Below are 25,375 nucleotides of genomic sequence, written 5' to 3'. Positions count from 1 at the left end.
TCCGGCCCCTGATCATCCGGTCTTGATGATTACGTGCGTATGGGCTTTGTGTATCAGGTCTCAGTCTCGCAGATGCCCGGCGGATGGCGGCGCCTCGATCTTGAGGCGGACCGCGGTCCGGCCGGGGCGCGGCCTACCCTGAGGGGGTCACCCCGCAACCGGAGTCCGAGAAGCCGGAGAAGCCGCACGTCATGAGTGTCATGAGCGAAACGCCCTATCCCTACGACGCGCCCGCCTCACAGGCGCTCTTCGACCGCGCCTCCGTCGTCACGCCGGGCGGAGTGAACTCCCCGGTGCGCGCCTTCCGCGCCGTCGGCGGCACGCCCCGGTTCATGGTGTCGGGCCAGGGGCCCTACCTCACCGACGCCGACGGGCGCGAGTACGTCGACCTGGTCTGCTCCTGGGGTCCCATGATCCTCGGGCACTCCCACCCCGAGGTCATCGCCGCCGTCCAGGCGGCCGTCGCCCGCGGTACGTCCTTCGGCACGCCCGGCGAGGGCGAGGTGGAGCTGGCCGAGGAGATCGTCGCCCGGGTCGGGCCCGTGGAGCAGGTGCGGCTCGTCAGCAGCGGCACCGAGGCGACCATGTCCGCCATCCGGCTCGCCCGCGGCTTCACCCGGCGGACGAAGGTGATCAAGTTCGCCGGGTGCTACCACGGCCATGTCGACTCGCTGCTCGCCGCCGCGGGCAGCGGCGTCGCGACCTTCGCGCTGCCCGACACCCCGGGCGTCACCGGCGCGCAGGCGGGCGACACGATCGTGCTGCCGTACAACGACCTGGAGGCCGTGCAGGAGGCCTTCCACCGGCACCCGGGTGAGATCGCGTGCGTGATCACCGAGGCCTCGCCCGGCAACATGGGCGTCGTGCCGCCGGACCCCGGGTTCAACCAGGGCCTCAAGGACGCCTGCCGGAAGAACGGCGCCCTCTTCATCTCCGACGAGGTCATGACCGGCTTCCGCACCAGCCGCGCCGGCTGGTTCGGTGTGGACGGCGTCACGCCGGACCTCATGACCTTCGGCAAGGTCATGGGCGGCGGCTTCCCGGCCGCGGCCTTCGGCGGCCGGGCCGACGTCATGGCGCACCTCGCGCCCGCCGGGCCCGTCTACCAGGCCGGCACCCTCTCCGGGAACCCGGTCGCCACCGCGGCCGGCCTCGCCCAGCTGCGGTTGCTCGACGACGCGGCCTACGAGAAGGTCGACGCCGTCTCGGCGCGGATCCAGGGCCTGGTCGGCGAGGCGCTGTCGAAGGAGGGCGTCGCGCACCGGGTGCAGACCGCCTCCAACATGTTCTCCGTGTTCTTCACGGACCGGAGGGTACGCACCTACGAGGACGCCAAGCGGCAGGAGTCGTTCCGCTACACCGCGTTCTTCCACTCGCTGCTGGCGAACGGCGTCTACCTGCCGCCGTCGTCCTTCGAGTCCTGGTTCGTGTCCACGGCCCACGACGAGCGGGCCATCCAGAAGATCGCCGACGCCCTTCCGGCGGCGGCCCGGGCGGCTGCGGAGGCCACTGCGGAATGAGCGACACCAAGGACATCACCGTCGTCCACCTCATGCGCCACGGCGAGGTGGAGAACCCGGACGGGATCCTGTACGGGCGGCTGCCCGGCTACCACCTGTCCGAGCTGGGCCGGCAGATGGCCGAGCGGGTCGCCGAGCACCTCGCCTCGCGGGACGTGACCCACGTCTGCGCCTCCCCGCTGGAGCGGGCGCAGGAGACGGCCACGCCGATCGCCAAGGCGCACGGGCTCGACCTCGGCACCGACGAGCGGCTGATCGAGGCCGAGAACATCTTCCAGGGCAAGACGTTCGGCGTCGGCGACGGCGCGCTGCGCAAGCCGGACAACTGGAAGTACCTCGTCAACCCGTTCCGGCCGTCCTGGGGCGAGCCGTACGTGGACCAGGTCGTCCGGATGACGGGCGCGCTGAACGCGGCCAGGGACGCGGCGCGCGGGCACGAGGCGGTGCTGGTCAGCCATCAGCTGCCGATCTGGATCGTGCGCTCGTACATCGAGCGGCGGCGGCTGTGGCACGACCCGCGCAAGCGGCAGTGCACCCTCGCCTCCCTGACGACTTTCACATACCAGGGCGACAAGCTGGTGTCCGTGGGCTACAGCGAGCCCGCCATCGATCTGGTGCCGGCCCATCTCCGTGCCGGTGCCAAGCCGGTGAAGGGGAAGGGCAAGGCCTTCGGCGCCTGACGCCGCCGGGCCGCGCGCCGCACGGGCCGCCGCTTCTGACGGGCCGCCGCGCCTGATGGTCCGTTTGGCCGGGCTTCACGCACCTTTGCCAGATCCGTTACGAAATTCATAAAAAGTATCGGAACCTCCCCGATCATCCTGCCCTCTGACTGGGTGAACCAGCAGGCAGCGACGATCGGGGATTTCCATGCCCACCTTCTCCCGGACCCTCTCCCGGCGGGGGGCCCTCGGCCTCGGCGCGGGCGCGGCGGCCGCCGCCACGCTCGTCGGCTGCGGGAGCCACACCTCCTCGGACGGCAAGGGGGAGCGGAACGGTTCCGGCCGGGACGAGCAGGGGCGCGGCACCGGGAGCGGCGCGCATCCGGCGCGGCCCATCGGTGACGGCTCCACCTCCTTCACCGGCAAGCAGCCGCACCAGCCGGCCAAGCCCGAGCCGCTGGAGCCGGGGCAGACCCCGCCGCAGTTCGTGATCTTCTCCTGGGACGGCGCCGGCGAGGTCGGCAACGGCCTCTTCCCGCGCTTCCTCGATCTGGCCAAGGAGCACGGCGCGAGCATGACCTTCTTCCTCTCGGGGCTGTATCTGCTGCCCGAGTCGAAGAAGCGGATGTACGAGCCGCCGAACAACCCGCGCGGTGCCTCCGACATCGGCTACCTCACGGACGACCACATCAAGGCCACCCTGAAGAACGTGCGCCGGGCCTGGCTGGAGGGCCACGAGATAGGCACCCACTTCAACGGGCACTTCTGCGCCGGCTCCGGCACGGTCGGCAACTGGACCCCGCAGCAGTGGGACAGCGAGATCCGGCAGGCGAAGGCGTTCGTGAAGGAGTGGCGGACCAACACCGGCTGGACCGATCTGCCGTCGCTGCCGTTCGACTACGACAAGGAGCTGGTCGGCGGCCGTACGCCCTGCCTGCTCGGCCAGAACAACCTGCTGCCCACCGCCAAGAAGCTGGGCTGGCGCTACGACGCCTCCTCGCCGGGCGGCCGGCAGGTGTGGCCGGAGAAGAAGCTGGGGATCTGGGACCTGCCCTTGCAGCAGATACCTTTCCCCGGACGTTCGTTCGAGGTCCTCTCCATGGACTACAACATGCTCGCCAACCAGTCCCTGAACTCGACCAAGGCCCCCGCCCACAACTACCCGGGCTGGCGCAAGCAGTCCGCGCAGGCGTACATTCAGGGCTTCAAGCGGGCATACGAGACGAACCGGGCGCCCTTCTTCGTCGGCAACCACTTCGAGCAGTGGAACGGCGGCATCTACATGGACTCCGTCGAGGAGGCCTTCACGCACATCGCGCGCGAGAAGGAGAAGGGTGCCGACGTGCGCCTCGTCTCCTTCCGGCAGTACGTGGACTGGATGGACGTACAGAAGCCCGAGGTGCTCGCCAAGCTGCGCACGCTGGGCGTCGGGCAGCAGCCCGCCGGGGGCTGGAAGGAGTTCCTGCGGGACACCAAGTCGGCCTCCTCCGACGCCGCCTGAGCCGCCCCGGGGCACCCGAAATGTCCCGTGTAAGTACGCCCTGAAATGCGGTTTTCCGCCCGGCAGGGGGGCGCGCGAAATCCCCGGAACAGGCATGCGAAACTTTTCACATGAGTACCCGTAGCCGCGCCGTCCTGCTCGCCGCCGCGGCCGCCGCCGCGGCCCTGACCCTGTCCGCGTGCGGAAAGGGCGGCATCTCCGGTGGCGGTGGCGACACCAACTTCGTCACCGGCAACAACGGCATCGACACGGTCCCGGACGGCAAGCGCGCCGCCGCCCCGGACCTGTCGGGCAAGACCATCGACGGCAAGTCCCTCGATGTCGCCGCCTACAAGGGGCAGGTCGTCGTCCTCAACGTGTGGGGCTCGTGGTGCGGGCCCTGCCGGGAAGAGGCGCAGTACTTCGCCAAGGTCTCCCGGCAGTACGAGGGCAAGGGCGTCCAGTTCGTCGGCATCAACACCCGGGACACCAGCACCACGCCCGCGGTCGCCTTCGAGAAGGAGCACGGCGTCACCTACCCGAGCCTGTACGACCCCACGGGCAAGCTCATGCTCCGCTTCAAGAAGGGCACCCTCAACCCGCAGCTGGTCCCCTCCACGCTCATCATCGACCGGAAGGGGAAGGTGGCCGCGCGCGCCCTGGAGGCGCTCGACGACACCACCCTGCTGAAGATGCTCAAGCCGGTCGTCGCGGAGAAGTGACGTGAGCGCACTGCTGACGCTGGCCGCGGAGGCGGGACCGGGGCGCAACCAGACCGTCCTGCACGGCGCCCTGCTGGTCGCCCTGCCGATCGCGCTGCTCGCCGGGCTCGTCTCCTTCTTCTCGCCCTGCGTGCTGCCCCTGGTCCCCGGCTACCTCTCCTATGTGACGGGCGTCGCGGGCACCGACCTGGCCGAGGCCAGACGGGGACGGATGATCGCCGGCGCCTCCCTGTTCGTCCTCGGCTTCAGCGCCGTGTTCGTCTCCAGCGGGGCCCTGTTCGGCTACTTCGGCTCCAACCTGCTGGAGTACCAGGACACCCTGTCCAAGGTGCTCGGCCTGGTCATGATCGCCATGGGCGTGTTCTTCATGGGGCTGATGCCCTGGTTCACCATGCGGGAGTTCCGCTTCCACAAGCGGCCGACGGGCGGCCTGGCGGGGGCGCCGCTCCTCGGCGCCCTGTTCGGCGTCGGCTGGACGCCCTGCATGGGCCCGACGCTCTCCTCGGTGAACTTCCTCTCCTTCCAGGAGTCGAGCGCCGCGCGCGGCTCGCTGCTGATGCTCGTGTACTGCGTGGGGCTCGGTGTCCCCTTCGTCATCACCGCGCTCGCCTTCCGCAAGGCGCTCGGTGCCTTCGCGTGGGTCAAGCGCCACTATGTGTGGGTGATGCGCATCGGCGGCTCGATGATGATCGTGACCGGTGTGCTGCTGCTGACGGGCGCCTGGAGCGCGCTGATCCAGCAGATGCAGACCTGGTCCGACGGTTTCAATGTGGGGATCTGACCGATGAGCAAGACCGACACCGACAACAGCCGGGACCAGGAGGAGCTGGGGGCGGCCGGCTCCCAGCTGTCCACCGCGCCCCAGGAGGAACCGGCGAGCCTGCCGGGCCTCGGTGTCATCGGCTGGGTGCGCTGGTTCTGGCGGCAGCTGACCTCCATGCGGGTCGCGCTGCTGCTGCTCCTGCTGCTCTCGCTCGGCGCGATCCCCGGCTCGCTGATCCCGCAGACCGGCGCGGACGCGAGCAAGGTCGAGGACTTCCGCGCCGCCCACCGGACGCTGGCGCCCGTCTACGACAAGCTCGGCCTGTTCCACGTCTACAGCTCGGTGTGGTTCTCCGCGATCTACATCCTGCTGTTCGTCTCCCTCATCGGCTGCATCATCCCGCGCACCTGGCAGTTCGTCGGCCAGCTGCGCGGCCGTCCGCCGGGTGCGCCCAAGCGGCTGACCCGGCTGCCCGCCTACACGACCTGGCGCACCGAGGCCGATCCGGAGGAGGTCCGCGAGGCCGCGCTCGCGCTGCTGAAGAAGCGCCGCTTCCGCGCCCATGTCGCCGGTGACGCCGTCGCCGCCGAGAAGGGCTATCTGCGCGAGGTGGGCAACCTGGTCTTCCACATCGCCCTGATCGTGCTGCTGGTCGCCTTCGCCTCCGGCCAGCTGTACAAGTCGGACGGCACCAAGCTGGTGGTGGAGGGCGACGGCTTCGCGAACGCGCTGCCGCAGTACGACGACTTCAAGTCCGGCAGCCTCTTCCGCACCGACGACCTGGCCCCGTTCAGCTTCGACCTCAAGGACTTCGAGGGCACCTACGAGGCCAGCGGCCCGAACAAGGGCACGCCGCGCACCTTCGAGGCGAAGCTCAGGTACAGCCAGGGCGCGTACGGCAAGGAGAAGTCGACCACCGTCAAGGTCAACGAGCCGCTGAAGATCGACGACGCCAAGGTCTACCTCGTCAGCCACGGCTACGCGCCTGTCATCACCGTCCGGGACGGCAAGGGCAAGGTCGTCTTCCACGACGCCGTGCCGCTGCTGCCGCTCGACGGCAACGTCACCTCCAACGGCGTGATCAAGGTGATGGACGACTACCGCGACGCCCGGGGCAAGAAGGACCAGCTCGGCTTCCAGGCCTTCTTCGTGCCGACCTTCGACGCCAAGAGCGGCACGATGCTCTCCCAGTTCCCGGCGCTGCTGAACCCGCTGCTCGCGGTGAACGCGTACCACGGCGACCTGGGGGTGAACGCGGGCTTCGCGCAGAGCGTGTACCAGCTCGACAAGAAGCACATGAAGGCGTTCAAGGACTCCAAGGGCGGCCTGCTGAAGAAGCTGCTCCAGCCCGGCGACACGCTCACCCTGCCGAACGGCGCCGGGTCCCTCACCTTCGAGAAGGAGGTCAAGGAGTGGGCCGGCTTCGAGATCGTCCAGGAGCCGGGCAGCGTCTGGGCGCTCGGCGGTGCCTTCTCCGCCATCTTCGGCCTCGCCGCCTCCCTGTTCATCCAGCGCCGCCGCGTGTGGGTGCGGGCGGTGCGCGGCGCCGACGGCGTCACGGTGGTCGAGATGGCCGGCCTCGGCCGCAGCGAATCCGCGAAGGTGCCCGAGGAACTGGGTCATCTCGCCGGCACCCTCTACGACCAGGCGCCCGGGGCCCCCGACCCCGACGACCCTCCCGCACCCGTCCCCGACCCCCCAGTCGTACCTGCCGAAGGGGCTGAGAAGTGACTCTCGCCGCCGCCACCAACGAACATCTCGCGAGCATCAGCAACACGCTGATCTACTCGTCGATGGCCGTCTACACCCTCGCCTTCTTCGCCTACATCGCCGAGTGGCTGTTCGGCAGCCGCAGCAAGGTCGGCCGTACGGCCGCCGCGCTCACCGCCGGCGCCGGGCGGCAGCAGGCGAGCGCCCCCGCCGTCACGGTGCAGCGGGCCGGCGGCACCACCGTGCTGGAGCGTCCCAAGGTCGTCGTCCGCTCGGCCTCCGGCGCGCGGGACGTGCCGGACGGCCCCGGCGCCCACGGCGGCGACGCGCAGGGCGACATGTACGGGCGGATCGCCGTCTCCCTCACCGTGCTCGCGTTCCTGGTGGAACTGGCCGGTGTCGTCGCCCGCGCGGCCTCCGTGCAGCGGGCGCCGTGGGGCAACATGTACGAGTTCAACATCACCTTCTCCACGGTCGCCGTCGGCGTGTACCTGGGGCTGCTGGCGCTGCGGAAGAACGTGCGCTGGCTCGGCCTGTTCCTGATCACGACGGTCCTGCTCGACCTGGGCCTCGCGGTCACCGTCCTGTACACGGCGAGCGACCAGCTGGTGCCGGCCCTGCACTCGTACTGGCTGTACATCCACGTCTCCACCGCGATCTTCTGCGGCGCGGTGTTCTACGTCGGCGCGGTCGCCACGATCCTGTACCTGTTCAAGGACTCGTACGAGAACAAGCTGCAGACCGGCGGCAAGCCCGGCAGGTTCGCCACCTCGGTGCTGGAGCGGCTGCCCGCCTCCGCCTCGCTGGACAAGTTCGCCTACCGGGTCAACGCGGCCGTCTTCCCGCTGTGGACGTTCACGATCATCGCGGGCGCGATCTGGGCCGGCGACGCCTGGGGCCGCTACTGGAACTGGGACCCGAAGGAGACCTGGTCCTTCATCACCTGGATCGCCTACGCCTGCTACCTGCACGCGCGGGCCACGGCCGGCTGGAAGGGCCGCAAGGCCGCCTACCTGGCGATGATCGCCTTCGCCTGCTGGCTCTTCAACTACTACGGCGTCAACATCTTCGTCACCGGCAAGCACTCCTACGCGGGCGTGTAGCGGACCGCATGCGTTTCCCCGGGGGCCGGGGCAGGCTGGTGTCATGAGCGGTTCCATCGCACAGGGCACCAGCCAGACGCACGGGAACATGCACATCCTGCACTTCGTGGTGCGGCTTCCGCGGCGCATGGAGGACGTCTGGCCCGCGGTGGCCACCCCCGAGGGCCTCGCGGCCTGGTTCACCCCCGCCGATGTGCTCGAACCGCGCCTAGGCGGCGCGGTCACCCTGCGTGGCCTGGGCAGCGGGCAGGTCACCGCGTGGGATGTGGACCGGGTCGCCGAGTACACGGTGGCCGACGGCGGACGGATCCGCTTCCACCTGGAACGGGCCGGCGAGAACGGCAGCGCGCTCCGCCTCACGCACGAGTTCCAGGGCGAGACGGAGACGGAGCAGCGCTGGCGGTCCCGCTTCGAACGGTTGATCGAAAACATAGGGCCACCCCGCCCCTGACCCACCCCGTCGCTGGCCCACCCCGTCGCCGGCCCGCCCGTCGGCCTATGACGGCGGCAGGCACTCCGCCCGTGGGGGCTTTCCCTCCGGCCAGGCGAGCCGTACGAAGCGCGAGCCGCCCTCGGGGGTCAGCTCCACGATCGGCACCGCCTTGTCGTACGGGTTGCCGTGCACGTCCAGGCAGATCCAGCCGCTGGCCCCGTCCACCCGCAGCGAGCCCTTGACCTGCGGCCACTGCAGGCCGACGTCCGAGAGCGCCGGGACGGTCCGGCCGGCCGGCACCGCCTCGCGGATGCCGTGCACCGCGAGCAGCAGCGCGTCGTAGCCGATGATCAGCTGCCCGTCGTCCAGGGCGGCCGGGCCGATCGGGCCCATCGGGGCCCGGGACGCGTCCGCCAGCAGCCGCCGCAGCTGCGCGAGGCCGGCCGTCGAGCCACCGGTCCTGGCCGGGTTACGGGCCCAGGCGTCCGGATGAGCCAGCGAGGTGTAGCGCACCGAGAGGCTGTGCCGCAGCGCGCCGCGGTCCAGGTCCTTCTCATGGGTCAGGTACGACGCCTCGTCACCGGTCAGCAGCGTGAACTTCCGGTCCTGGCAGCCGCGCCCGCCCAGGGCGTTGATGAACTGGCGCAGCTGGGTGTGCCGGCCGGCGAACAGGATCGTGTCCGTCTCCCGGGAGGTGTCGCACACCAGGTGCGTGATCTGCCGGAAGGTGTTCGCGGTCGTGCCCTCCTCGCTGCGGTCGTCGGGCGGCGTGAACGGCTGCGGCTCGTACGGCGACCCCTTGATCAGCGCCGCGAACGACTCCTGGAGGGTCCGTGTGTACGGGTCGCCGGGCTTGTCGTACACCAGCAGCGCCTTGCCCGCGCCCACCTTGGCGAAGGAGGCCAGTGCGCGGGCCTCGTCGGTGTTGGTCGGCGCCACCCGGGCGAGCCCGGGGAAGGGGTCCTCGCCCCGCTGCCCGTTGGCGAGGTCGTCGGCGGTGATGGTGGAGCCGACCACCGGGATGCCCCGCCGGGTCAGCTCCCTGACGGCCAGTTTGTTGGGGTAGGTGCTCTGCCCGATGCCCGCGACCGCCCGCAGCCGGTCCGCGCCCGTCGTCATCGCCGTGAGCTGGTCGACCGTCTGCCGCCAGTGCGCCCCGGTCGCCCCCGGATTGGCGAGCACCAGCCGGATCTGCGGGCGCTCCCCGTTGGCGTCGTGGTTGGCCTGGTACTGGGCCAGATAGGCGCCCTGGAGCTGGTGGCGGATGTCGTTCAGATTGGTCGGCGACGTCGAGGAGTACGGCAGCATCAGCGCCACCGTCACGAAGCCGCCGGGTCCGAGGCGGTCGTTCTCCCGGCCGATCGCGCGGACGACGTCCCGCAGCCGGGGCTGCCCGAAGTCGTACGCGCCGGCCGCCACGCCCACGCACTCGTCGCTGCCCTCCGGCCGGCTCACCCCGGGCGCGCAGGAGCGGTCCTCGTGCAGCAGGGCCCGGACCGCGAACACCGCGCCGGCCACCAGGGCCGCCGTCACCAGCAGGGCCAGGAAGCGGCGCAGCGGGATCTCCCACACGCCCTCGCGTATCCAGGTGCCCACACCCCTGCGCGCCATCAGGTCTCCCCGCTGTGGTCGTCCGGGCCGTCGTCGCTGTCACCGGCGCCGGTGGTGCCGTCCGCGTCGCCGGGACCATCCATCGGACGCCCGGCCAGCGCCGCCTCCGGCCAGTCCCGGGAGGCCCGCCACAGCAGCGCGTTGCCCGCGGGCCGCAGGTTGGACAGCTGCTCCAGCTCGAACCTGAGCCGGTCGCACACCTGCGGGTCGGGCAGCACCAGCGGGTCCGCCAGCAGCCACACCGCGTGCAGCAGCCGGCGTATCCGCAGGTGCAGGACGGCGTCCGCGCCCTCGGGCACGGTGTGCTCGGCGTCCGTGCGGCCGAGTGCGACCGCCTCCCGCCGGTCGCCCCGGCCGGTGAAGTCGCGGCCCTCGGCGTCGTGCGCGTGGAAGTAGGGCGCGGACGCGATGAAGCGCAGGGTGCGCAGCCAGGCCCGGGGGTCCGCCGTGAAGAAGGTGTCGCGCAGATGGGCGACCGCCGCCTCGGTGTCCCCGAGGGCGAGTTCGTGGTGCAGCCGGTACCGGGCGTGCGCCTCGTCCGGGTAGTGCGCGATCAAGGTCTCGTGCGCGGTACGCCAGGACGCGTGGTCGGCGTCCCGCAGATGCAGCCGGAGCAGCAGCAGGGTGCGCACGAACGGGTCGCCGACGAACCGGCCCGGCACGGCGGGCAGCCCCTCGTCGGCGAGCAGCGTCAGAAGCGCCCGCACGCTCGCCGGGCCGAAGGTGTCCGGCAGCAGGGCGGCGGCCAGTGCGCAGGCCGAGCCGTGGTCGTGCGCGGCGGCCAGGACGGTCAGCTCCGCCAGCCGCTCGGCCGGCACCAGCCGGTCGAGCAGCGCCTCGTGGGCGGGCACGGCGGGTCCGTCCTCGGCGGGCCGCAGATCCGCCGTGAGGAGTTCGCCGAGCGAACAGGCTCCGGGCAGGGCCCGCGCGGCCGATTCGGCGAGCAGCACGACGCCCATCGGGTTCCCGCCGGTCAACCGGTGCACGGCGGGCGGCAGATGGGGCGGGACGGCGGTGTCCTCGCAGACCGCGCCGACGATGTGCAGGGTGTCGTCCGCGCTCAGCGGCGGCAGCGAGAGCAGCAGCGCCCGCGAGGAGGGGGTGGTGTCCGGCGCCCAGTCGCAGCGCCTGGCCACCTCCGGCAGCCCCCGCCGCACCGCTCCCGGCAGCTCCTCGCGGCCCTCGCCGCGCCGGGCCGCGACGAACGCCACCCGGTCGGCGATGCCCTCGCCGCGGTCCCGCAGCACGGCCGCGACCAGCCCCGGGCCCGGCGCCGTCTGCGCGTTGTCCAGCAGCACCAGCGGCCGGCCGAGGCGCTGCATCCGCGGCAGCACCCCCGCGTACGCCTCGGCGAGATCGGCCAGCAGCGCCCGTACGAGATGGCGTTCGGCGTGCTCGCGGGAGCCGCCGCCGTCGCGGAAGTGCCGGGACAGCAGGATCAGCCCGCGCTGGGCGTTGCCGCCCGCGTTCGGATACGTCCGGTACCACACCGACGCCTTCTGGTGCCGGCGGCTGGTGAACCCCTCGGCGACGGACTCCAGGGTCGCCTCGATGGCGCCCGACACCAGCGGCCCGGTGCCGGTGGCCGCCGCGACCACCTTGGCCGCCACCTTCCCGGCCCAGCGCCCGGCGAGACCGCTGATCCACGAGCCGCTCTCGTTCAGCAGCAGGATCCGTTCGACCTCGCGGCGGATCCGTTCCGAGTCGGCGTCGCCCCAGCCGCCGGCGGCCACCGCGACCAGGCCCGACATCAGCCGCGGGAAGGTGATCCGCCCGGCTCCCGTCACCGGCGCGGCGAGCTGCTCGGCGATCACCAGCAGCGCCTGCCCGAGCGGTGACCAGGAGTCGGCGGGCCGGTCCGCGGGCGGCGCCCGGAACTGGTCCTCCGCGCAGTCGGCCAGCGCGACCGGTGTATGTCCCCGATAGGCGTCCCGCAGCTCGGCGAGGACCGCGCTCTTGCCAAGACCGCGCGCTCCGCTGAGGATCACGAACGGTGGTTCGTCCGGATGCTCGTACGGATGTGCGCGGTGCTGGTGCGGGCGCAGGCCCACGAGCCGCGGCGCGAGGCCGGCCGGATCGACGTCGAACAGCGCTCCGCGCCCGTGCAACCGTCTGTGCACCGCATCTCCCCCTCAACAGCAGTGTAAGAAGGGGGAGTTGGTCAGGACCAGGGTCCGTGATGTCCCCGTTGGGTCACGAAACCGCCGGGAGCCGGCCACCGGCCACCGAGGCGATCCGGTCCCGCAGCCGCTCGGTGTACAGCCGCATGGTCTTCGCCGCGGTGTCCGTGTCCGGGTACCGGCTGGCCAGCCACAGCCCCTCGGGCAGCCGGTTCACCCAGACGCACACCTGGTCCCCGTACGACACCCGGAGCAGCCCGTACGCCTTCAGCTCCGCCCACCGCCCGGCGCCCGGGAGCGAGCGGGTGTCGAGGTAGGAGACGATCGAGTGCAGGTCGGGGGAGGTCGGCCGGAAGTCCGTGCCGAGCAGTTCGAGCACCCGGGCCAGCGGCATCCGGGCCAGCGACCGGTTGGCGCCCAGCTCGGCCCGCACCGCCCGCAGGACCTCCGGGAAGCCGCGGAGGCGGCCCACGGGCACCTCGATCGGGGCGCCGCCCACGTACCAGCCCACCGAGTCGCTCCACCGCGACTTCACCCGGGTGTGGAAGGGCACCACCGTCCGGTACACCGGCTGCCCGCCCAGCTCGTGCAGGACGAGGCCGGTCGCGGCGAGCATTCCGACCAGGCTGCCGCCGTAGGGCCGGCAGTACGCCTCGAACGCCGCCGCCGCGTCCGCGTCCGCCAGCGGTTCGCACAGCATCCGCTGCCGGGGCAGCGGGCCGCCCGGCGTCAGGCCCAGGTCGGCCGGGAAGCCCGGCAGGGTGCCGTCGCAGCGGCGGATGAACTCCCGCCAGCGCTCCACGGTCTCGTGCCGGCCGTCGATGCCGTCCGCGTGGGACCGCTCGATCTCGCAGAAGTCGACGTAACTGGCGGTCGGGGTGCGGGCGCCGGGTGCGGGGCCGGCCGGGGCCGCCGTGTACAGCTCGTGGATCTCGGCGGGGATGCGCTGCACGGAGTAGGCGTCGACGTTGCTGTGGTCGAAGGCCAGGTACACCCCGGCGCCGTCGTCCCGGACGACCGCCGTGTAGATGAGGTTCGGCCAGCGCAGCGCGTCGGCGACCGTGTCGAAGCGGTCCTGGAGGTGGCGCACCAGGCCGTCCGCTTCGGGGAAGTCGCCCACCTCCGCGCGGCACAGGGACACCTCGGCCGCGTCGAGGGTGAAGCGGCGCAGTGCGTCACCGGCCCAGCGGAAGCCGCTGCGCAGCGTCTCGTGCCGTACCGTCCAGGCGTGCAGGGCCCGCTCCAGCGCGTCCAGGTCGACCGGTCCCGGCAGGTCGAAGGCGATGCCGATCCAGGTCGGCACGGACAGCCCCTGCTCCCGGACCGCCTTGGCCGTCCTGATGTGCGACTCCTGGATGTAGGCGGGTGGCCGGGAGTCCTCCGGCAGCGCCGTCGCCGCCGCGACGGTCGCCGGGCTCAGCGTCCACTCGACGAGCCGTCCCGGCCGGACCTCGCAGCGCTGGATGTCAGTGATTCGCACGCGTCTCCCCTCGCAGAAGGGGCCCCTGGATGGCGGGCCCCCTGCAAGGCAATGCCGTGGAACGCGACCGGGACATGCCCACCCGGGCCGATTCAACGGATCGGGTGGCCCCCCGCGCACGAAGTTGATCGCCCGCCGGGACCGGGAGTCAGCCGACGGTGATCGAGTCGAGTTTCCCGCGGAGGTAGGCGTGGGAGTCGACGGGCGGATAGGCCACCCGGCCGACCGGCGCCGGTACGGACTCCACCAGCGTGCCCGGGGTGCACTCGCCGAAGTAGACGAGCGACATCAGCTCCTCGGCGGGCGCGTCCACGGGCGGCGGCAGCACCCGGTGCCGCCCCGACCGCCACCGGTCACCGGTCCAACGGGCCAGCAGGTCACCGATGTTGACGGTGAGGGCGGACGGATCGTAGGGCGCGTCCGCCCAGCCGCCCTCGTCCGTGTGGACCTGGAGGCCGCCCTTGCCGGTCTGCCGGTCCAGGATGGTCACGGTCCCGAAGTCGGTGTGCGGCCCGATCCGGAACTGGCCCGGCCGGGGCCGGCCGACGACCTCCGTCCCGGGGTACCAGTTGATGTTGAAGCCGTAGGTGGGATGGTCCATGTGCCGGGCGAAGAACCCGGGTCCGGGTCCGAGCGCGCACCCCAGCAGGGCCAGCAGCTCCTTCTCCAGCGCGGCCATCCGGGCCAGGTACTCCTCGCAGGGCGCGCGCAGCGCGGGCACCTCGGCCGGCCACACGTTCGGCGCGTACCACTCGGCGTTGACGACCGGGTCCTCGAAGGGTTCGTCGGTCGCGAAGGTGAGCGACTCCTTCAGGTCCGGCGGGGTCTGGGTGCCCTCCGCGTACCCGTTGGCCTCGGCGCCCGGACCGAGCCAGCCTCGTCCGCCGACCTTCGCCGCGTAGCGCTGCTTGACATCGGCGGGGAGCAGGAAGAACTCCCGGGCGGCCGACCGGATCCGGGCGCGCAGCCCGGGGTCCACGCCGTGCCCGGTGACCAGCAGGAACCCGGCGGTCTTCAGGGCCTCGTCGACGGTGCGGGCGAGGGCGGCGCGGGTCGCCGCGTCCCCCTCGGTCCAGGGCCGCAGATCGATGGTGGGGATCCGTACGTCGCTCACCGCTGGTCTCCTGCCGCCGAGCCGGATCGCCCCTCGCGCCGGGGCGTCAGGGCCTCTGCCGCCATGCTTCCACGCACCGCGGGGCGCGACTCCTCAGTTGCCGCGCCCGTCCTGCCGGGGATCGTCGTCCCGCCGGTCGTCCTGGGTCTCCAGGGACTTCAGGAACTCCGGGTTGTCGTCCGGGGCGACCCAGTGCGCGCCGGCGCCGCGCTGGGGCCCGGCCGGGGCGCCGCCCGCCGGGCGCCGCCGCGTCCTGCCGGTGACCAGCCAGGCGACCGGCCCGACCAGCACCTCGCCGAACAGCAGCACGATGATCACCCACACCACCTTCGGCAGGTGGCGCACCTCTTCCTCGGGAGTGTTGAGGCAGTCCACGAAGGCGTAGATCCACAACGCCAGGACCAGCAGGAACGGCAGATACCTGAGCATCGTCGCGCACTCTCTCCGAGATGTGAGTCGGCCCCGGTGACCGGGCCAGACTAGCGGGTGGCCGATACTGGGACGCATGGCTTACGACGATCTTCGCTCCCTGCTCAGGGCACTGGAGCGCGAGGGGGACCTCAAGCGCATCAAGGCCGAGGTCGACCCGTATCTGGAGGTCGGGGAGATCGTCGACCGGGTCCAGAAGTCCCAGGGCCCCGCGCTGCTCTTCGAGAACGTGAAGGGCTCGGCGATGCCCCTCGCGATGAACGTCTTCGGCACCGACCGCCGCCTGCTGAAGGCGCTGGGCCTGAAGTCGTACGGCGAGATCTCCGAGAAGATCGGCGGTCTGCTGCGGCCCGAGCTGCCGCACGGCTTCGTCGGGGTCCGCGAGGCCTTCGGCAAGCTGGGCGCGATGGCCCACGTCCCGCCGAAGAAGGTCAAGGAGGCGCCGGTGCAGGAGGTCGTCCTGCACGGTGACGACGTCGACCTCGACCGGCTCCCGGCGCTCTTCACCTGGCCGCAGGACGGCGGCTCCTTCTTCAACCTGGGCCTGACCCACACCAAGGACCCCGAGACCGGCATCCGGAACCTGGGCCTTTACCGCCTCCAGCGCCACGACAAGCGCACGATCGGCATGCACTGGCAGATCCACAAGGACAGCCGGAACCACTACCAGGTGGCCGCGCGGCGCGGCGAGCGGCTGCCCGTGGCCATCGCCTTCGGCTGCCCCCCGGCCGTCACCTACGCCTCCACGGCCCCGCTCCCCGGTGACATCGACGAGTACCTCTTCGCCGGCTTCCTCGCCGGCAAGCGGACCGAGATGGTCGACTGCAAGACGGTCCCGCTCCAGGTCCCGGCGAACGCGGAGGTCGTCCTGGAGGGCTGGCTGGAGCCGGGCGAGATGCTGCCCGAGGGCCCCTTCGGCGACCACACCGGCTTCTACACCCCGCAGGAGCCGTTCCCGGCCCTGCGGATCGACTGCGTGACGATGCGCAAGCGCCCGCTGCTCCAGTCGATCGTGGTGGGCAGGCCCCCCACGGAGGACGGCCCCCTCGGCCGCGCCACGGAGCGCTTCTTCCTCCCGCTGCTCAAGATCATCGTCCCGGACATCGTGGACTACCACCTGCCGGAGGCCGGCGGCTTCCACAACTGTGCGATCGTCTCGATCGACAAGAAGTACCCGAAGCACGCGCAGAAGGTCATGCACGCGATCTGGGGGGCCCACATGATGTCCCTCACCAAGCTGATCGTGGTCGTGGACTCCGACTGCGACGTCCACGACCTGCACGAGGTCGCCTGGCGGGCCCTCGGCAACACCGACTACGCCCGCGACCTCTCCCTCGTGGAAGGCCCCGTCGACCACCTCGACCACGCCTCCTACCAGCAGTTCTGGGGCGGCAAGGCGGGCATCGACGCGACGAAGAAGTGGCCCGAGGAGGGCTACACCCGCGACGGCGGCTGGCCGGACATGGTCCTGCCGGACCCGGATACGGCGGCCCTGGTGGACCGCCGCTGGAAGGAGTACGGCCTGTGAGCAGCGCCTCCGCGGCACTCCCGCGGCCGGGACGCACCAAGGCGTTCCTGCGCCTGGTGATGATCGAGCACTCGGTCTTCGCGCTCCCCTTCGCCTACATCGCCGCCCTCACGGCGATGTACGAGTGGGACCGGAACATCCACTGGGGCCGGCTGCTCCTGGTCACGGTCTGCATGGTCGGCCTGCGCACGTTCGCCATGGCGGTCAACCGGATCATCGACCGCGAGATCGACGCCCGCAACCCCCGCACGGCCCACCGCGAGCTGGTCACCGGCGCGATGTCGGTACGCCACGCCTGGACCGGTGCCCTGATCGCCCTGGTGGTCTTCCTGGGCGCCGCGGCCCTGCTGAACCCGCTCTGCCTGGCCCTGGCCCCCATCGCGGTGATCCCGATGGTGGTCTATCCGTACGGCAAGCGGTTCACGAACTTCCCGCAGGCCATCCTGGGCCTGGCCCAGGCGATGGGCCCGGTCGGCGGCTGGCTCGCCGTCTCGGGCTCCTGGTCCTGGGACGCGGTGGTCCTCGGGCTCGCCGTGGGCGTCTGGATCGGCGGCTTCGACCTGATCTACGCCTGCCAGGACGTCGAGACCGACCGCGAGATCGGCGTCATGTCGGTCCCGGCCCGCTTCAGCATCCCGGCCGCGATCTGGGGCGCGCGCGTCTGCCACACGATCACGACGGCCCTGTTCGTCTGGTACGCCCTGGCCACCCACGCCGGCGCGTTCTTCTGGCTGGGCCTGCTGATCGTGGCCGCCGCCTTCGTCTACGAGCACCGCATCGTGCGCCCGCACGACCTGTCCCGTCTGAACAGGGCGTTCTTCAGTGTCAACGGGTTCATCGGCATCGCCCTGTTCGTGTGCGCGCTGCTCGATCTCCTCGTGCGCGGTCTGACTGTCTGAGGGGCCGGGCCCCACCCGGCCTGAGTCCTGGGCGACCCGCCGGTACGCTCAAGGTGTGAACGCAGGAGAAACGCAGCGCGTGCCTTGGATCGTGGGGGTGTCCGGAGCCTCCGGAACGCCGTACGCGGCTGCGGTGCTGCGGGCGCTGCTGGCGGCCGGGGAAGCGGTGGACCTGGTGGTCAGCCGGGCCTCGCGGCTGACGCTGCTGGACGAGACGGGGATCTCGTTCCGGGACGCCCACTGGCAGGACGACCTGCGCGAATGGCTGGCCCGCGGGGCCGACGGCAAGCCCGGCACCTTCGAGGTGGACCTCGGCGCGACGCGGTACTGGAACGCGGGCGATCTCGCCGCGGGCCCCTCCTCGGGGTCGTACGCGGCGAAGGGGATGCTGATCGTGCCGGCCTCCACCGCCTGTGTGGCGGGGGTGGCGCTCGGGCTGTCCAAGGATCTGCTGCAGCGCGCGGCGAGTGTCACGCTGAAGGAGCGCAGGCCGCTGGTCGTGGCGGTGCGGGAGGCCCCTCTGAACGGGCAGACGCTGCGGCATCTGGTCGCCCTGGACGACGCCGGCGCCGCGGTCGTGCCGGCCTCGCCGGCCTTCTACGCGGGCGCCACCCACATCCAGGACCTGGTGGACTTCGTGGCCGGCCGGGTGCTGGACGCGGCGGGCGTCGGCCACGGCCTGTACCGGCGGTGGCGGGGCGAGCTGGGCGGCGGCAGCGGCTCGGCGGGCAAGTAGCAGTACCTCTCATCACTTCAGGAACTTTCACCGGAAGGCTTCGATCGCATGGACGCGGTGGACAGGCAGCTCATCCAGGCCCTGAGGGAGAACGGCCGGGCCTCGTACGCGGAGCTGGGACGCCTTGTCGGCCTGTCGGGCCCGAGCGTCACCGACCGCATCAACCGGCTGGAGGCGGCCGGTGTCATCACCGGGTACCGGGCGACGGTGGACGCGGCCTCGCTCGGCCTCGGTGTCACCGCGCTGATCGGCATCTCGCTGTCCGACGCGGCCGACCACGAGGACGTCGCGCAGCGGCTGCGGGACCTGCCGGAGATCGAGGACTGCTGGTTCATCGCCGGCGACGACTCCTTCATGCTCAAGGTGCGCTCCAGTGACGTGGACGGCCTGGAGAAGACCATCCGCCGGCTCAGCGGGACCAAGGGCGTGTCCCGGACCCGGACCACGATCGTGCTCTCCACCAAGTGGGAGAACCGGGTCGGGGAGCTGCCGGAAGAGGTGTAGGAGCGCTGCGGCGCACGGGGGCGCCGTCCGCCCGCCGGGCGGGGGAGTTACGGTTGTCGAGCTGTCGGAGAAAGGTGTTGGCATGGACGTCGGGCTCAAGCGCGAGCTGGAGGAGAAGGTCCGTTCCGGTGAGCGGCTGACCCGCGAGGACGGCATCGCGCTGTACGAGTCGGACGACCTGGCCTGGCTGGGCGGTCTCGCCCACGAGGTGCGCACCCGCAAGAACGGTGACGTGGTCCACTTCAACGTGAACCGGCACCTCAACATGACGAACGTGTGCACCGCGTCGTGCGCCTACTGCTCGTTCCAGCGCAAGCCGGGCGAGAAGGACGCGTACACGATGCGCATCGAGGAGGCGGTGAAGCTCGCCAAGGCGATGGAGTCGGAGAACCTCACCGAGCTGCACATCGTCAACGGCCTGCACCCGAACCTGCCGTGGCGCTACTACCCGCGTTCCCTGCGCGAGCTGAAGGCCGCCCTGCCGGACGTCTCGCTGAAGGCGTTCACGGCGACGGAGATCCACCACTTCGAGACGATCTCCGGCCTGTCGGCGTCGGAGATCCTGGACGAGCTGATCGACGCCGGTCTGGAGTCGCTGACCGGCGGCGGCGCCGAGATCTTCGACTGGGAGGTCCGGCAGCACATCGTGGACCACCGGACCCACTGGGAAGACTGGTCCCGCATCCACCGGCTGGCCCACGAGAAGGGCCTCAAGACCCCCTGCACGATGCTCTACGGCCACATCGAGGAGCCGCGCCACCGGGTCGACCACGTCCTGCGCCTGCGCGAGCTGCAGGACGAGACGAACGGCTTCCAGGTCTTCATCCCGCTGCGCTATCAGCACGACTTCGTGGACATGCAGGACGGCAAGGTCCGCAACCGCCTCCAGGCGCGCACCCAGATGGCGACCGGCGCCGAGGCCCTGAAGACCTTCGCCGTGTCCCGCCTCCTCTTCGACAACGTGCCGCACGTGAAGGTCTTCTGGGTGATGCACGGTGTGCAGACCGCCCAGCTGGCCCTCCAGCACGGCGCCGACGACATGGACGGCTCGGTCGTCGAGTACAAGATCACGCACGACGCGGACAACTACGGCACGCCGAACAAGCTGACCCGCGATGACCTGCTGGAGCTGATCCGCGACGCCGGATTCCGCCCGGTGGAGCGCAACACGCGCTACGAGATCATCCGCGAGTACGAGGGCTCGGACCCGGGCCGCCGGGAGTCCCCCCAGCCGATGCGGGTGTGAGCAGCGCCGCTCCGGAGCCTCTCCGGAGCCCTGCGGGTAATGGATAAGCTGGCCGAGTGCCTCTTACCTTCACCCTGGACCCCGCCGTCTCGCCGGCCCTGCGCGACGGCATCCTCGACCTGTGGGCGGACGTCTCGAACGCGGGCGGCGCCGTCGGCTTCGTGCCTCCGGTGGGCCGTGAGGAGATCCGTCCGGAGCTGGTGCGGCACTTCGTGCAGATGGCGGAGGGCCGCACCCGGCTCCTCGTCGGCCACGACGAGGACGGCCGGGTGGCAGCGGCCGCGTTCCTCACCCGCAACAGCCACCGGCTGATGACCCACTGGGTGTGGCTGTACACGGTGATGGTCCATCCCCGGCACCAGGGCCGGGGCTACGGCCGCGACCTGCTGGCCGCCGCGGCGGACGCGGCGCGCGGGACCGAGGGCATCGGGGCGATCCGGCTGACCTGCCGGGGCGGCCACGGTCTGGAGCGGTTCTACGCCTCCTGCGGCTACAAGGAGGTCGGCCGCGTCCCGGACGCCATCCGGGTCGCGCCCGGTGACGACCGGGACGAGATCTTCATGCTCCTGCCGCTCGGCTGACCCCCCTGTGTGATCGCTCCGCGCGCGTGCTTCACTGGACGATGACCCTGTTTGGAATCGGACGAGTGGATTGAGATGCTCCGCTACACGCTGATGCGCCTCGGTATCTTCGCGGGCTGCCTCGTGATCGTCTGGGGAGCCGTCTACTCGGGCATCTTCCCGCGCGGCTTCGGCGACTCCAACCTCCTGTGGGTCCTGCTGCTCTCCCTGGTCCTCTCGGCGCCGATCAGCTGGGTGGTGCTGCGCAAGGAGCGGGAGCGGGCCTCGGTGCGGATCGTGCACAAGGTGGACCGGATGAAGGCCAACCTGGAGGCCAACCGCAGCCAGGAGGACCTGGCCGACGACACCTCCCGCACGCAGGACGGCGCCGCCGCGTCCAGCTGATCCGGCCCGTTCGGCCCCACCGGCCCCGGGCGCGGTCCAACTAGGCTTGCCCCCATGGGTGCCGTCAAGACCAAACGGATGCCGAGGGCGGTGCGGGAGCGGCAGATGCTCGACGCCGCCGTGCGGATCTTCGGGCAGCGCGGGTACATGGCCGCCTCGATGGACGAGATCGCCGAACTCGCCGGTGTGTCCAAGCCGTTGGTCTACCTCTACCTGAACTCGAAGGAAGACCTGTTCACGGCGTGCATCCGCCGTGAGGCCGCCGCGCTCACGGCGGCCGTGCGCGCCGGGGCCGCTCCGGGACTGCCGGCCGACCGGCAGCTGTGGGACGGCCTGCGGGCGTTCTTCGCGCACACCGCCGAGCATCCCGACGGCTGGTCGGTGCTGCATCTGCAGGCCCGCACGCACGGGGAGCCGTTCGCGGCGGAGATCGCCGCGATGCGCGCGGAGCTGGTCGCCTTCGTGACCCGGCTGATCGCGGTGGCGGCCCGGGACGCCCACCAGGATCCCGATCTGCCCGAGCACGAGGTGGCGGGCCTCGCCGAGGCCCTGGTCGGCGCCGCCGAGTCGCTCGCCGCGTGGGCCAACGCCACCCCCGGCATCACGGCCCGCCAGGCGGCGACCACCTTGATGAACTTCGCCTGGTCAGGTCTGGGCACCCTCCTGGCGGGCCGCAACTGGACCCCGCCCCCCGAAGAGCCCTAGCCCCCGGGCCCCCTACGGTGTCCGGCCCCCGCCCCGCTCTCCCGGGCCGGCGTGCACCTCTCCCTCCACGTGCAGCCGCCCGTCCGCCCCGCGCAGCTCGAACCGTCCGCCCCCGTCCGCGCCGTAGACCACCGTCCCCGGCAGCAGCACCGGCGCCCGGAACCGGGCCCGGACCTCGGTCGCGTCCGGGGTGCCATGGGCGGCCAGGCACCGGGCCACGGTCCACATGCCGTGCGCGACGGCGCGCGGGAACCCGAAGAGCCGGGCGGTGAGGGGATACAGGTGAATGGGATTGCGGTCCCCGGACACCACCCCGTACCGCCGCCCCACGTCCTCCCCGATCCGCCACTCCCCGCCGGCGTTCATCGCCTTTCCACCGCCACTCATCCGCGCCCCGTCGGCCGCTGCCGTTTCCCTGCCGCCACTCATCCGCTGCCCGCCGGCCGCTGCCGTTTCCCCGTCGCTGCTCATCGGCTGTCCGCCGACGGTCATTCGCGCCCCGTCGGCCGCTGCCGTTTCCCCGTCGCTGCTCGTCGGCTGTCCGCCGACGGTCATTCGCGCCCCGTCGGCCGCTGCCGTTTCCCCGTCGCTGCTCGTCGGCTGCCCGCCGCTGCTCGTCGGCTGTCCGCCGGCCGCCGTCCGCGCCCCGCCGACCGCTGCCGTCTCCCCGCCGCCGCTCACCCCCTCCCCTCCGGCGTTCATCGGCTCCCCGCCGGCCGCTGGCCGCTCCCCGCCCCCCGGGGTCCGGGGCGGAGCCCCGTGTGGGCCGCTTTCCGGCTGAGCGAGTCGGGTGGGTGGGTGGGCGGGATGGCGGGAGAGATAGCGGCTGCGGGACTCCCAGGCCGGCGAACCCCCCAGCCGCAACTCCGTCACCACCGTCGCCTCGGTCCCCCTCCGATGCGCCGTCAGCCCCTCGATCCACACCGCGAGCTGGTACTCCCCGTCGGCCGGCAGCGCCGTACCCCGCACGATCTCGATCGAGGTGTGCACAAGCCCCAGCAGCGGCAGCGGAAAGTCCCGCCCGCTCATCAGCCGCATGGCCAGCGGAAACCCGAGGACGTGCGGATACGTCACCGGAAGACCGGCCGCCCCGGTGGCGAACCCGCACACCCGCTCGTACGCCGCCAGCCGCGCGAGATCGATCCGCAGCCCGGGCAGCACAAGCCGCGTGCGGGGGAAGTCCGCGTCGGCCGACGGCCGTTTGAAGAGGGACCGCAGCGCACCCCGCGCCAGCAGCGGCCCCAGCGCCGGCGCCGCGCGGAGCGTGACGGCGTTCACCGGCCCGGCCGCCCACCGGGGAGACCCCCGCGCACCGTACCGGTGAAGCCCAGGTGACGATCGGCCATGTGCAACTCCCGCGCGACTCGGTCCGAAATGCCTACTCTGGAGTAAGGTTACCGGAGGTAAGGCCCAGGCGGGCAAGGAACGACGGCGATCCCCGCACCCCCGACGCACCCGGTACAAGCAAAGTTGAGCGCCTGTCACATAACCCCCGAGGCTGCACATCCCCGGCCCCGGACCCGCCCCGGACCCGCACAACCCCCTCACAGCGGACCCGTACGATCGCCGCCTGACCGGCGGTAACCCCCGCACGGGACCCGCCGCCGGTGCACGCACGCCAGAGGAGCCGCCCGTGTCCACCCCGTACCCGAACACCTCCGTCTCCTCCGGCGCCCCGGTCTCCGCCACCGACTACGACGGCCACCCGGTCCTCGTCACCCCCGAGACGAAGCGGCTGGACGGCGCGGTGCGCGAGGTGTCGGTCCCCCCGTTCGCCCCGCCGGTCACCCACGGATCCCTCGCCGACCTCCCGTACGACAACGCGGAGGCGGCCCCCGGCGCGGTCGTGCTCAGCCGCAAGCTGCCCGACGGCCGCTGGACGGACGTGACGGCCGCCGAGTTCGCCGCCCAGGTGCAGGCCGTGGCCAGGGGCCTGATCGCCGAGGGCCTGCTGCCCGGCGACCGGATCGCCGTCATGGCCCGTACGACGTACGACTGGACCCTGCTGGACTTCGCGGCCTGGGCCGCCGGCCTGGTCACCGTCCCGGTCTATCCGACCTCCTCCGTCTTCCAGACCCGCTGGATCCTGCACGACTCCGGCGCGGTCGCCCTCGTCACCGAGGACGCCGCGCAGGCCGCCGCCATCGGCCCCGAACTCGCGCACCTGCCCGACCTGCGCCACCTGTGGGTGATGGACAAGGACCACATCGCCCTGCTGGCCGAGGCCGGCGCACCGGTGCCGGACGGGGAGGTGGGCGTCCGCCGGGGCATGCTCGGCCCCGACACGCTCGCCACCCTGATCTACACCTCGGGCACCACGGGACGCCCCAAGGGCTGCGCCCTCTCGCACGGCAACTTCTTCGCCGAGGTCGACAACGCGATCGAGCTGCTCCACCCGGTCTTCAAGGCGCGCGGCGAGGAGCCCTCGGTCCTCCTCTTCCTGCCCATGTCCCATGTCTTCGGCCGGATGGTGGCCATCGCCTGCGTCCGCGCCCGGGTCCGCCTCGGCCACGCCCCCAGCCTCGCCCCCGACGACCTGCTCCCGGACCTCGCCGCCTTCCGGCCGACCTGCCTGCTGACCATCCCCTACATGCTGGAGAAGATCTACAACTCCGCGCGGGCCAAGGCGGAGACGGGCGGCCGGGTGGCGGCCTTCGACCGGGCGGCGGGCATCGCCGTGCGCTACGGCGAGGCGCTGGAGGCCCGCCAGACCGGCACCGGGAACGGCCCGGGCCGCGCCCTGAAGACCCAGCGCGGCCTCTACGACCCCCTCGTCTACCGCCGCATCCGCGCCGCCATGGGCGGCCGGGTCCGGTACGCCATCTGCGGCGGCTCCCCCCTCGGCCGCCGCCTGGCCGCGTTCTACGCGGGCGCGGGCATCGAGATCTTCGAGGGCTACGGCCTCACGGAGACCACCGGCGCCTCCACGGTCACCCCGCCCCTCAAGCCCCGCCTCGGCACGGTCGGCTGGCCGCTGCCCGGCACCCGGGTGCGGATCGCGGCCGACGGCGAGATCCTCCTCGCCGGCGACCATGTGCTGCGCGGCTACTGGGACCCGCAGGCGGGCGGTGTCGTCCCCGCGACCCGCGACGGCTGGCTGCCGACGGGCGACATCGGCGAGCTGGACGACGAGGGCTATCTGACCATCACCGGCCGGAAGAAGGAGCTGCTGATCACGGCGGGCGGCAAGTCGGTGGCCCCGGCCCCGCTGGAGAACTGGCTGCGCCAGCACCCGCTGATCTCCCAGGTGATGCTGGTGGGCGACGGCCGCCCCTACGTCGGCGCCCTCGTCACCCTCGACCCCGACGGCATCACCCACTGGCGCCAGATGATCGGCAAGCACCCGGTGCCGCCGGAGCTCCTCCTGGACGACCAGGAGTTGCACGCGATCCTCCAGCGGGCGATGGACGAGGCGAACCGGCTGGTCTCCCGCCCCGAGTCCATCCGCCGCTTCGCCGTCCTGCCCGTCGACTTCACGGAGGAGGCGGGCCACCTCACCCCGTCGATGAAACTCCGCCGGGACCAGATCATGCGGGACTTCGCACGGGAAGTGGCGGACCTGTACTCCGGCTGACAGCAGCCGGGAGGGGTCGGCACCCGCTCCTCGCTTGCCCCACGTCGTCCGGACTCGGCGGAGCGGGGAGCGGG

22 protein-coding genes and 2 pseudogenes are annotated in these 25,375 nt (G+C 71.8%); 17 read left to right on the top strand and 7 right to left on the bottom strand.

Annotated features, from left to right (window positions below):
- Positions 1 to 200: 200 nt before the first annotated feature.
- The 8 genes from hemL to ACF073_RS04255 all read left to right on the top strand — a co-directional run bounded on the left by hemL (position 201) and on the right by ACF073_RS04255 (position 8,408).
- On the top strand, positions 201 to 1,520 hold the full coding sequence (hemL, locus tag ACF073_RS04290; protein ID WP_392066712.1) for a glutamate-1-semialdehyde 2,1-aminomutase: 1,320 nt from the start codon (positions 201 to 203) through the stop codon (positions 1,518 to 1,520).
- Entirely contained in the window at positions 1,517 to 2,200 is a 684-nt protein-coding gene (locus tag ACF073_RS04285; RefSeq protein WP_392066710.1) for a histidine phosphatase family protein, read from the top strand. Before hemL ends, ACF073_RS04285 begins: the two co-directional genes overlap by 4 nt.
- Before the next feature lie 187 nt (positions 2,201 to 2,387).
- The gene (locus ACF073_RS04280) at positions 2,388 to 3,680 is read left to right on the top strand and encodes a hypothetical protein (RefSeq protein WP_392066708.1); all 1,293 of its coding nucleotides are present in this window, start codon (positions 2,388 to 2,390) and stop codon (positions 3,678 to 3,680) included.
- A gap of 110 nt (positions 3,681 to 3,790) precedes the next feature.
- Entirely contained in the window at positions 3,791 to 4,381 is a 591-nt protein-coding gene (locus ACF073_RS04275; RefSeq protein WP_392066706.1) for a TlpA family protein disulfide reductase, read from the top strand.
- Position 4,382: 1 nt separating this feature from the next.
- Positions 4,383 to 5,162 (top strand): cytochrome c biogenesis CcdA family protein, encoded by a 780-nt coding sequence (locus ACF073_RS04270; protein WP_392066704.1) that lies wholly within the window; start codon positions 4,383 to 4,385, stop codon positions 5,160 to 5,162.
- 3 nt (positions 5,163 to 5,165) lie between these two features.
- Positions 5,166 to 6,875 carry a cytochrome c biogenesis protein ResB gene (locus tag ACF073_RS04265; RefSeq protein ID WP_392066702.1) on the top strand — a complete coding sequence of 570 codons (1,710 nt, stop codon included), beginning with the start codon at positions 5,166 to 5,168 and terminating at the stop codon, positions 6,873 to 6,875.
- On the top strand, positions 6,872 to 7,957 hold the full coding sequence (gene ccsB, locus ACF073_RS04260) for a c-type cytochrome biogenesis protein CcsB (RefSeq protein WP_392066700.1): 1,086 nt from the start codon (positions 6,872 to 6,874) through the stop codon (positions 7,955 to 7,957). The genes ACF073_RS04265 and ccsB overlap by 4 nt, the downstream gene beginning before the upstream one ends.
- Positions 7,958 to 8,000: 43 nt before the next feature.
- Positions 8,001 to 8,408, top strand: coding sequence for an SRPBCC domain-containing protein (locus ACF073_RS04255; RefSeq protein ID WP_392066698.1), 408 nt, complete (start codon positions 8,001 to 8,003; stop codon positions 8,406 to 8,408).
- 45 nt (positions 8,409 to 8,453) lie between these two features.
- Here the strand turns inward: ACF073_RS04255 and ACF073_RS04250 are convergent, their stop codons facing one another.
- From ACF073_RS04250 to ACF073_RS04230, 5 genes are all read right to left on the bottom strand, one after another.
- Positions 8,454 to 10,001, bottom strand: coding sequence for an ABC transporter substrate-binding protein (locus ACF073_RS04250; protein WP_392066696.1), 1,548 nt, complete (start codon positions 9,999 to 10,001; stop codon positions 8,454 to 8,456).
- Positions 10,001 to 12,121, bottom strand: coding sequence for a hypothetical protein (locus ACF073_RS04245; RefSeq protein WP_392066694.1), 2,121 nt, complete (start codon positions 12,119 to 12,121; stop codon positions 10,001 to 10,003). Before ACF073_RS04245 ends, ACF073_RS04250 begins: the two co-directional genes overlap by 1 nt.
- Positions 12,122 to 12,194: 73 nt before the next feature.
- Positions 12,195 to 13,601, bottom strand: a complete 1,407-nt coding sequence (locus tag ACF073_RS04240; RefSeq protein WP_392066692.1) for a condensation domain-containing protein — start codon at positions 13,599 to 13,601, stop codon at positions 12,195 to 12,197.
- A gap of 148 nt (positions 13,602 to 13,749) precedes the next feature.
- Positions 13,750 to 14,715: an isopenicillin N synthase family dioxygenase gene (locus tag ACF073_RS04235; RefSeq protein WP_392066690.1), complete on the bottom strand. Its 966-nt coding sequence runs from the start codon at positions 14,713 to 14,715 to the stop codon at positions 13,750 to 13,752.
- A gap of 93 nt (positions 14,716 to 14,808) precedes the next feature.
- Positions 14,809 to 15,144 carry a PLD nuclease N-terminal domain-containing protein gene (locus ACF073_RS04230; RefSeq protein WP_392066688.1) on the bottom strand — a complete coding sequence of 112 codons (336 nt, stop codon included), beginning with the start codon at positions 15,142 to 15,144 and terminating at the stop codon, positions 14,809 to 14,811.
- A 76-nt stretch (positions 15,145 to 15,220) separates the two neighbouring features.
- Here ACF073_RS04230 and ACF073_RS04225 point away from each other — a divergent pair, with 76 nt between their 5' ends.
- The 8 genes from ACF073_RS04225 (at position 15,221) to ACF073_RS04190 (ending at position 21,727) form a co-directional block, all read left to right on the top strand.
- Positions 15,221 to 16,672 (top strand): menaquinone biosynthesis decarboxylase, encoded by a 1,452-nt coding sequence (locus ACF073_RS04225; protein ID WP_392066686.1) that lies wholly within the window; start codon positions 15,221 to 15,223, stop codon positions 16,670 to 16,672.
- Positions 16,669 to 17,571, top strand: coding sequence for a menaquinone biosynthesis prenyltransferase MqnP (gene mqnP / locus ACF073_RS04220; RefSeq protein WP_392066684.1), 903 nt, complete (start codon positions 16,669 to 16,671; stop codon positions 17,569 to 17,571). Before ACF073_RS04225 ends, mqnP begins: the two co-directional genes overlap by 4 nt.
- Before the next feature lie 79 nt (positions 17,572 to 17,650).
- Entirely contained in the window at positions 17,651 to 18,307 is a 657-nt protein-coding gene (locus tag ACF073_RS04215) for a UbiX family flavin prenyltransferase (protein ID WP_392066682.1), read from the top strand.
- 48 nt (positions 18,308 to 18,355) lie between these two features.
- Complete coding sequence (locus ACF073_RS04210; RefSeq protein ID WP_392066680.1) at positions 18,356 to 18,811, top strand: Lrp/AsnC family transcriptional regulator; 456 nt, start codon at positions 18,356 to 18,358, stop codon at positions 18,809 to 18,811.
- Positions 18,812 to 18,893: 82 nt separating this feature from the next.
- Entirely contained in the window at positions 18,894 to 20,057 is a 1,164-nt protein-coding gene (gene mqnE / locus ACF073_RS04205) for an aminofutalosine synthase MqnE (protein WP_392066678.1), read from the top strand.
- Between the two features lie 56 nt (positions 20,058 to 20,113).
- Positions 20,114 to 20,638: a GNAT family N-acetyltransferase gene (locus tag ACF073_RS04200; RefSeq protein ID WP_392066676.1), complete on the top strand. Its 525-nt coding sequence runs from the start codon at positions 20,114 to 20,116 to the stop codon at positions 20,636 to 20,638.
- 75 nt (positions 20,639 to 20,713) lie between these two features.
- Positions 20,714 to 21,022, top strand: a complete 309-nt coding sequence (locus ACF073_RS04195; RefSeq protein WP_392066674.1) for a DUF4229 domain-containing protein — start codon at positions 20,714 to 20,716, stop codon at positions 21,020 to 21,022.
- Positions 21,023 to 21,076: 54 nt separating this feature from the next.
- Complete coding sequence (locus tag ACF073_RS04190; protein ID WP_392066672.1) at positions 21,077 to 21,727, top strand: TetR/AcrR family transcriptional regulator; 651 nt, start codon at positions 21,077 to 21,079, stop codon at positions 21,725 to 21,727.
- Positions 21,728 to 21,739: 12 nt separating this feature from the next.
- Here ACF073_RS04190 and ACF073_RS04185 read toward each other — a convergent pair.
- Both ACF073_RS04185 and ACF073_RS04180 read right to left on the bottom strand, forming a co-directional pair.
- Positions 21,740 to 22,087 (bottom strand): annotated as a pseudogene (locus ACF073_RS04185) (MaoC family dehydratase); the annotation flags it as partial.
- Positions 22,088 to 22,492: 405 nt separating this feature from the next.
- Positions 22,493 to 23,005 (bottom strand): annotated as a pseudogene (locus tag ACF073_RS04180) (hypothetical protein); the annotation flags it as partial.
- A 355-nt stretch (positions 23,006 to 23,360) separates the two neighbouring features.
- Between ACF073_RS04180 and ACF073_RS04175 the strand changes: the two are divergent.
- A complete protein-coding gene (locus tag ACF073_RS04175; protein ID WP_392066670.1) occupies positions 23,361 to 25,301 on the top strand; it encodes an AMP-dependent synthetase/ligase in 1,941 nt (646 codons plus the stop codon).
- The last annotated feature ends 74 nt before the right edge of the window (positions 25,302 to 25,375 follow it).

This window comes from Streptomyces sp. NPDC015171 (assembly GCF_043079545.1).
GTDB lineage: Bacteria > Actinomycetota > Actinomycetes > Streptomycetales > Streptomycetaceae > Streptomyces.
This window is presented reverse-complemented; position numbering and strand designations above follow the sequence as displayed.